This is a genomic window from Paracoccus sp. (in: a-proteobacteria) (genome assembly GCF_030536915.1).
Taxonomy (GTDB): Bacteria; Pseudomonadota; Alphaproteobacteria; order Rhodobacterales; family Rhodobacteraceae; genus Paracoccus.
The window spans coordinates 1-5,933 of the sequence record NZ_JAUNPC010000029.1 but is presented as its reverse complement, the minus strand read 5'-3'; the positions used below and the strand labels follow the sequence as shown (position 1 = coordinate 5,933).

At 67.4% G+C, this 5,933-nt stretch carries 4 protein-coding genes; 2 read left to right on the top strand and 2 right to left on the bottom strand.

What is annotated here, in order from left to right:
* Positions 1 to 263 precede the first annotated feature (263 nt).
* Entirely contained in the window at positions 264 to 2,156 is a 1,893-nt protein-coding gene (locus Q4F04_RS07130) for a propionyl-CoA synthetase (protein WP_303369145.1), read from the bottom strand.
* Between the two features lie 200 nt (positions 2,157 to 2,356).
* Positions 2,357 to 4,639: an NADP-dependent malic enzyme gene (locus Q4F04_RS07125; RefSeq protein ID WP_303369144.1), complete on the bottom strand. Its 2,283-nt coding sequence runs from the start codon at positions 4,637 to 4,639 to the stop codon at positions 2,357 to 2,359.
* A 150-nt stretch (positions 4,640 to 4,789) separates the two neighbouring features.
* Here Q4F04_RS07125 and Q4F04_RS07120 point away from each other — a divergent pair, with 150 nt between their 5' ends.
* Together Q4F04_RS07120 and upp are read left to right on the top strand one after the other, a co-directional pair.
* The gene (locus tag Q4F04_RS07120) at positions 4,790 to 5,182 is read left to right on the top strand and encodes a cytidine deaminase (RefSeq protein ID WP_303369143.1); all 393 of its coding nucleotides are present in this window, start codon (positions 4,790 to 4,792) and stop codon (positions 5,180 to 5,182) included.
* 93 nt (positions 5,183 to 5,275) lie between these two features.
* Positions 5,276 to 5,914 (top strand): uracil phosphoribosyltransferase, encoded by a 639-nt coding sequence (gene upp, locus Q4F04_RS07115; RefSeq protein ID WP_303369142.1) that lies wholly within the window; start codon positions 5,276 to 5,278, stop codon positions 5,912 to 5,914.
* The last annotated feature ends 19 nt before the right edge of the window (positions 5,915 to 5,933 follow it).

Below are 5,933 nucleotides of genomic sequence, written 5' to 3'. Positions count from 1 at the left end.
GCGACCAGCTTCCCGGATTTCCTGCCGCTGATGACGCGGTTGGGCGGGAAGATCGGCTGACTGATCGCCTGTGCCGATCCCGGCGCGGGGCATCCAGCCAGCGGTGCCTCCTTTGGCGCAACGACCTGCGAAGGCAGGCGCAGACTTGGCCTCGGCCGTCTGAACGCGCATGGGCGCAGGTGACGCGCCTGCGATTGCCGTGCCGCCAACCCCCACAGGGGGCGGGCCGCCAAGGGGCGGCAAGCCGGCCGGCGACCTTCGATCTAAGCCTTGGCCATGTGACCGCCCCGGCTCAGCGCCTCGCGGATCTCGTCCAGCACGGCGGGGTCATCGATGGTGGCGGGCATCTTGAACTCCTCGCCATCGGCGATCTTGGCCATGGTCGCCCGCAGGATCTTGCCCGAACGGGTCTTGGGCAGCCGGTCCACGACGACCGTGTCCTTGAAGGCCGCCACCGGGCCGATGCGGTCACGCACCATCTTCACCACCTCGCGCCCGATCTGCTCGGGCGTCGTGTCCACGCCCTTCTTGAGGCACAGGAACCCCAGCGGGGTCTGGCCCTTCAGCGCATCCGCCACCCCGATCACCGCGCATTCGGCGACGGCGGGGTGAGAGGCCAGCACTTCCTCCATCGCGCCGGTGGACAGGCGGTGGCCCGCGACGTTGATGACGTCGTCGGTGCGGGCCATGATATAGAGGTATCCGTCCTCGTCGATATAGCCCGCGTCGCCGGTTTCGTAATAGCCGGGGAAGGCGGTCAGGTAGGACTTGCGGAAGCGGTCCTCGGCGTTCCACAGCGTCGGCAGCGTGCCGGGGGGCAGGGGCAGCTTGACCGTGACCGCGCCCAGCGTGCCGGGGGGCACCGGGTGGCCCGCCTCGTCCAGGATCTGCACGTCAAAGCCCGGCATGGCGACCGAGGGGCTGCCGTGCTTGACCGGCAAAGTCTCGATCCCGAAGGGGTTGGCGGCGATGGCCCAGCCGGTTTCCGTCTGCCACCAGTGGTCGATGACCGGCACGTTGAGGTTCTGTTCCACCCATTGCACCGTATCGGGGTCGGCCCTTTCGCCCGCCAGGAACACGGCCTTCAGCGATTTCAGGCTGTAGTCGCGCATATAGACGCAGGCCGGGTCCTCGCGCTTGACCGCGCGGATGGCGGTGGGCGCGGTGAAGAAGACCTTGACCTTGTGGTTCTGAATGATGCGGCCGAAGATGCCGGGGTCGGGGGTGCCCACGGGCTTGCCCTCGAAGACGATGGTGGTGGCACCGGCCAGCAGGGGGCCGTAGCAGATGTAGCTGTGGCCCACGACCCAGCCCACGTCGGACGCGGCCCAGAAGACATCGCCCGCGTCGATGCCGTAGATGTTCTTCATCGTCCAGTTCAGTGCGACGATATGGCCCGCCGTGTGGCGCACCACGCCCTTGGGCTGGCCGGTCGTGCCCGAGGTGTACAGGATGTAATGCGGATGGTTGCCCTCGACCGGGACGCATTTGGCGGGTTCGACGCCATACTGGAAGCTGTGCCAGGCATAGTCGCGGCCCTCGATGAGTTCCGCGACCTCCTGCTCGCGCTGGAAGATCACGCAGAACTCGGGCTTGTGCTTGGCCTCATCGATCGCGCGGTCGAGCAGCGGCTTGTAATGGACGACACGGCCCGGCTCCAGCCCGCAGGAGGCGGCGATGATCGCCTTGGGGGTGCAATCGTCGATGCGGACGGCCAGCTCATGCGCGGCGAAGCCGCCGAAGACGACGGAATGGATGGCGCCAAGACGCGAGCAGGCCAGCATCGCCTCCAAAGCCTCGGGCACCATCGGCATGTAGATGATGACGCGATCGCCCTTCTGGACGCCCTTGTCGCGCAGCGCCCCGGCAAGGCGCGCCACGCGGTCGCGCAGGTCGCGGTAGGTGATGCCGCGATAGGTGTAGGTGATCGGGCTGTCGTGGATGATGGCCAACTGGTCGCCGCGCCCGGCCTCGACATGGCGGTCCACGGCGTTCCAGCAGGCGTTGACCTTTGCGTCGGCAAACCATTCGCCGACCGGGCCCTGGTCGAAATGGGCGCGGCTGGGCGGCTCGATCCAGTCGATGCCCTTGGCGGCCTCCATCCAGAAGCCTTCGGGATCGTTCTTCCACGCGCTGTAGATGTCCTGGTAGCCCATGCCCGTCTCTCCCCCTCAAGTCCTGTTCCTGTCCTAGAGGCGAGGGGGCAGGCAAATCAACAATATTGCCCGGAACGCCCTGCAGATGTGGCGGAATGTCCCGGCGGGCAGTTCGCGCATTTGCAAAACGCTGCAATGCTTTGCCGCCCGTCAGGCAAGAATTGCAGGTCTTTGCAAATCCCCGCCCGGATCGATTCGCCTCAGCCGTAATGGGCGACCGGGGTCCCGGCCAGCGCGCTGATGTTCAGCAAGCCCCGCGCGGTGATCGAGGGCGTCACGATATGCGCCTTGTTGCCCATGCCCATCAGGATCGGCCCGACCTCCAGCCCCGAGGCGCGGGTCTTCAGGATGTTGCGCACCGCCGAGGCCGCGTCGGTGCCCGCAAAGACCAGCACATTCGCGGCCTCATCCCCCAGCCGCGACCTGGGCAGCAGCCGGAGACGGACAGAGGGATCGAGCGCGGCGTCCACGTGCATCTCGCCGTCGAAGACGAAATCGACCTCGCGCCCGGTCAGGATGTCCATGGCCTCGCGCATCTTGCGGCCTGAATAGGTGTCGAGGTTCCCGAACTGCGAATGGCTGCACAGCGCGATCCGCGGGGTCAGGCCGAAGCGGCGGACATGGCGGGCGCAGGCCATGGCGGTGTCGGCGACCTCGGCGGGGGAGGGATCGTGGTTCACCTGGGTGTCGGCGATGAACAGGGGGCCGTCCTCCTGGATCATCATCGACAGGGCGGCGACCGGGTGCAGGCCACTGCGCGCGAGGATCTCGCGCACATAGCCCAAGTGCCAGGAATACTGGCCGAAGCAGCCGCAGATCAGGCTGTCGGCCTCGTTCCGGTGGACCATCACGGCACCGATGGCGGTGGTGTTGGTGCGCATGATCGCGCGGGCGATGTCGGGGGTGACGCCGCGCCGCGCCATCAGCGAATGATAGGTTTCCCAGTAGTCGCGATAGCGGGGGTCGTCCTCGGGGTTCACGATCTGGAAATCCACGACCGGGCGGATCGGCAGGCCTGCGCGTTCGGCCCGGGTCTCGATCACCTCGGGGCGACCGATGAGGATCGGGACGTCGTTGGTTTCCTCGAGCATGGCATTGGCGGCGCGCAGCACCCGCTCGTCCTCTCCTTCGGCAAAGACGATGCGGCGTTCGGCGGTGGCCGAGGCCTCGAACACCGGGCGCATGATCAGGGCCGAGCGGAAGACCGAGCCGTCGAGCCGGCGCTTGTAGGCGTGGATGTCGGGCAGGGGACGCGTGGCCACGCCCGATTCCATCGCGGCCCGGGCAACCGCGGTGGCGACGACGCCGATCAGGCGGGGATCGAAGGGCTTGGGGATCAGGTAGTTCGGCCCGAAGGTCAGCGTCTCGCCGCGATAGGCGGCCGCCGCCTCGGCGCTGGTGGTGGCGCGGGCAAGTGCCGCGATGCCTTCGATGCAGGCGATCTGCATGGCGTCGTTGATCTCGGTCGCGCCCACGTCCAGCGCACCCCGGAAGATGAAGGGGAAGCACAGGACGTTGTTGACCTGGTTGGGATAGTCGCTGCGCCCGGTCGCCATGAGCGCGTCGGGGGCGACCTCGCGCACATCCTCGGGCAAGATCTCGGGCGAGGGATTCGCCAGCGCGAAGATGATGGGCCGCCGCGCCATGCGCGCCACCATCTCGGGCTTCAGCACGCCGGGACCGGAAAGGCCCAGGAACAGGTCGGCCCTGTCGATCACATCGTCCAGGGTCCGCAGGTCGGTCGCCTGCGCGAAGGCGGCCTTCTGCGGATTCATGTCCTCGGCCCGGCCCTCGTAAACCAGCCCATGGATGTCGCAGAGCCACACGTTCTCGCGCCTGACCCCCAGCTTCAGCAGCATGTTGAGGCAGGCGATCCCTGCCGCGCCCCCGCCGGTGGACACGACCTTGATGTCGTCGAACCGCCGTCCCGTGACGCGCAGCGCGTTGGTGGCGGCCGCGCCCACGACGATGGCGGTGCCGTGCTGGTCGTCGTGAAAGACGGGGATGTTCATCGATTCGCGGCAGAGCTTTTCCACCACGAAGCAATCGGGGGCCTTGATGTCTTCCAGGTTGATCGCGCCGAAGGTCGGTTCCAGTGCGCGGACGATCTCGGCCAGCTTCACCGGGTCGGTCTCGTTCACCTCGATGTCGAAGCAGTCGATGTTGGCGAATTTCTTGAACAGGACCGCCTTGCCTTCCATCACCGGCTTAGAGGCCTGCGCGCCGATGTTGCCAAGGCCCAGAACCGCCGTTCCGTTCGTCACCACCGCCACGAGATTCCCCCGCGAGGTATAGCGCGCGGCGCAGGCGGGATCGGCCTGAATCTCCAGGCAGGCCTCGGCCACGCCCGGCGAATAGGCGAGGCTCAGGTCGCGGCCGTTCGCTAGCGGCTTGGTCGCCCGGATCTCGAGCTTGCCGGGTCGCGGATGCTCGTGATACTTCAGCGCCGCCTGCCGCAGATTGTCCCTTTGCCGCTCGTCCATTGCCCGTCTCCCTTGACCGTGCTTTCGTCGTAGCCCTCGCGACGCCGCGTCACAAGCGGGCGCCCCGCGGCTTTGCACAGGGCGGAAGGCGGCGGGGTTGCGCCGGCCTTCAGCGGCGCGGATGATGGGGCAAAACCGAAGGTGCGCCCCATGTCCCTGACCGACGCCGCCCGCCGCGTGCGCGAGGCTGCCTATGCGCCATATTCCGGCTTCAAGGTCGGCGCGGCGGTGCGCGGCGCCTCGGGCGCGATCCATGCCGGCTGCAACGTCGAGAACGTGGCCTATCCCGAGGGCACCTGCGCCGAGGCGGGCGCCATCGCCGCCATGGTGGCCGCGGGCGAAACCGAGATCATCGAGGTCTGCGTCGTTGCCGACAGCGCCCGTCCGACGCCCCCCTGCGGCGGTTGCCGCCAGAAGCTGGCCGAGTTCGCCCGCGCCGACACCCCCGTGCTGCTGGTGACGGTCAATGGCGACAGCCTGGCGACCACGGTCGGTGAGCTGCTGCCTGGTCGCTTCGACGCGGGCCACATGGACGGCGCATGAGGAATACAGCTGTTCGGCACCTCCCTTGATTCGCCCGCCTGCCACCCTCATGGCATGACACCCTTACCGATCCCTGAACCCGGACTCCGCCCGATGACCCAGTTCCCCAACCTCACGCTCGTCGATCACCCGCTGGTCCAGCACAAGCTGACGATCATGCGCAAGCACGAGACCTCGACCAACAGCTTCCGGCGGCTGTTGCGCGAGATCAGCCTGCTGCTGGCCTACGAGGTCACGCGCGAGCTTGAGGTGACGACCGCCCGCATCCAGACCCCCATCTGCGAGATGGACGCGCCGATCCTGGAGGGAAAGAAGCTCGCGCTGATCTCGATCCTGCGGGCGGGGAACGGGCTTCTGGACGGCATCCTGGAACTGATCCCGGCGGCGCGGGTCGGTTTCCTTGGCCTTTACCGCGACCCCGACACGCTGCAGCCGGTGCAGTATTACTGCAAGGTTCCGGGGGACCTGGACGCACGGATGGTGATCGTGGTGGACCCGATGCTGGCCACCGGCAACAGTGCGGTCGCCAGCATCGACCTGCTGAAGGCCAAGGGCGCGAAGAACATCCGCTTCCTGTGCCTGCTGGCGGCGCCCGAAGGGGTCCAGCGGATGTTCGAGGCGCATCCCGACGTGCCGGTCTATACCGCCGCCCTGGACGAAAGGCTGGACGAGCATGGCTACATCGTGCCGGGCCTGGGCGACGCGGGCGACCGGATGTTCGGCACCAGATAGTCCGTTAACCGGACCTTAG

Bases quoted from the DNA above. Each gene is read 5' to 3' on its own strand.
- Q4F04_RS07130 (WP_303369145.1), bottom strand. From the start codon at position 2,156: ATGGGCTACCAGGACATCTACAGCGCGTGGAAGAACGATCCCGAAGGC.
- Q4F04_RS07125 (WP_303369144.1), bottom strand. From the start codon at position 4,639: ATGGACGAGCGGCAAAGGGACAATCTGCGGCAGGCGGCGCTGAAGTAT.
- Q4F04_RS07120 (WP_303369143.1), top strand. From the start codon at position 4,790: ATGTCCCTGACCGACGCCGCCCGCCGCGTGCGCGAGGCTGCCTATGCG.
- upp (WP_303369142.1), top strand. From the start codon at position 5,276: ATGACCCAGTTCCCCAACCTCACGCTCGTCGATCACCCGCTGGTCCAG.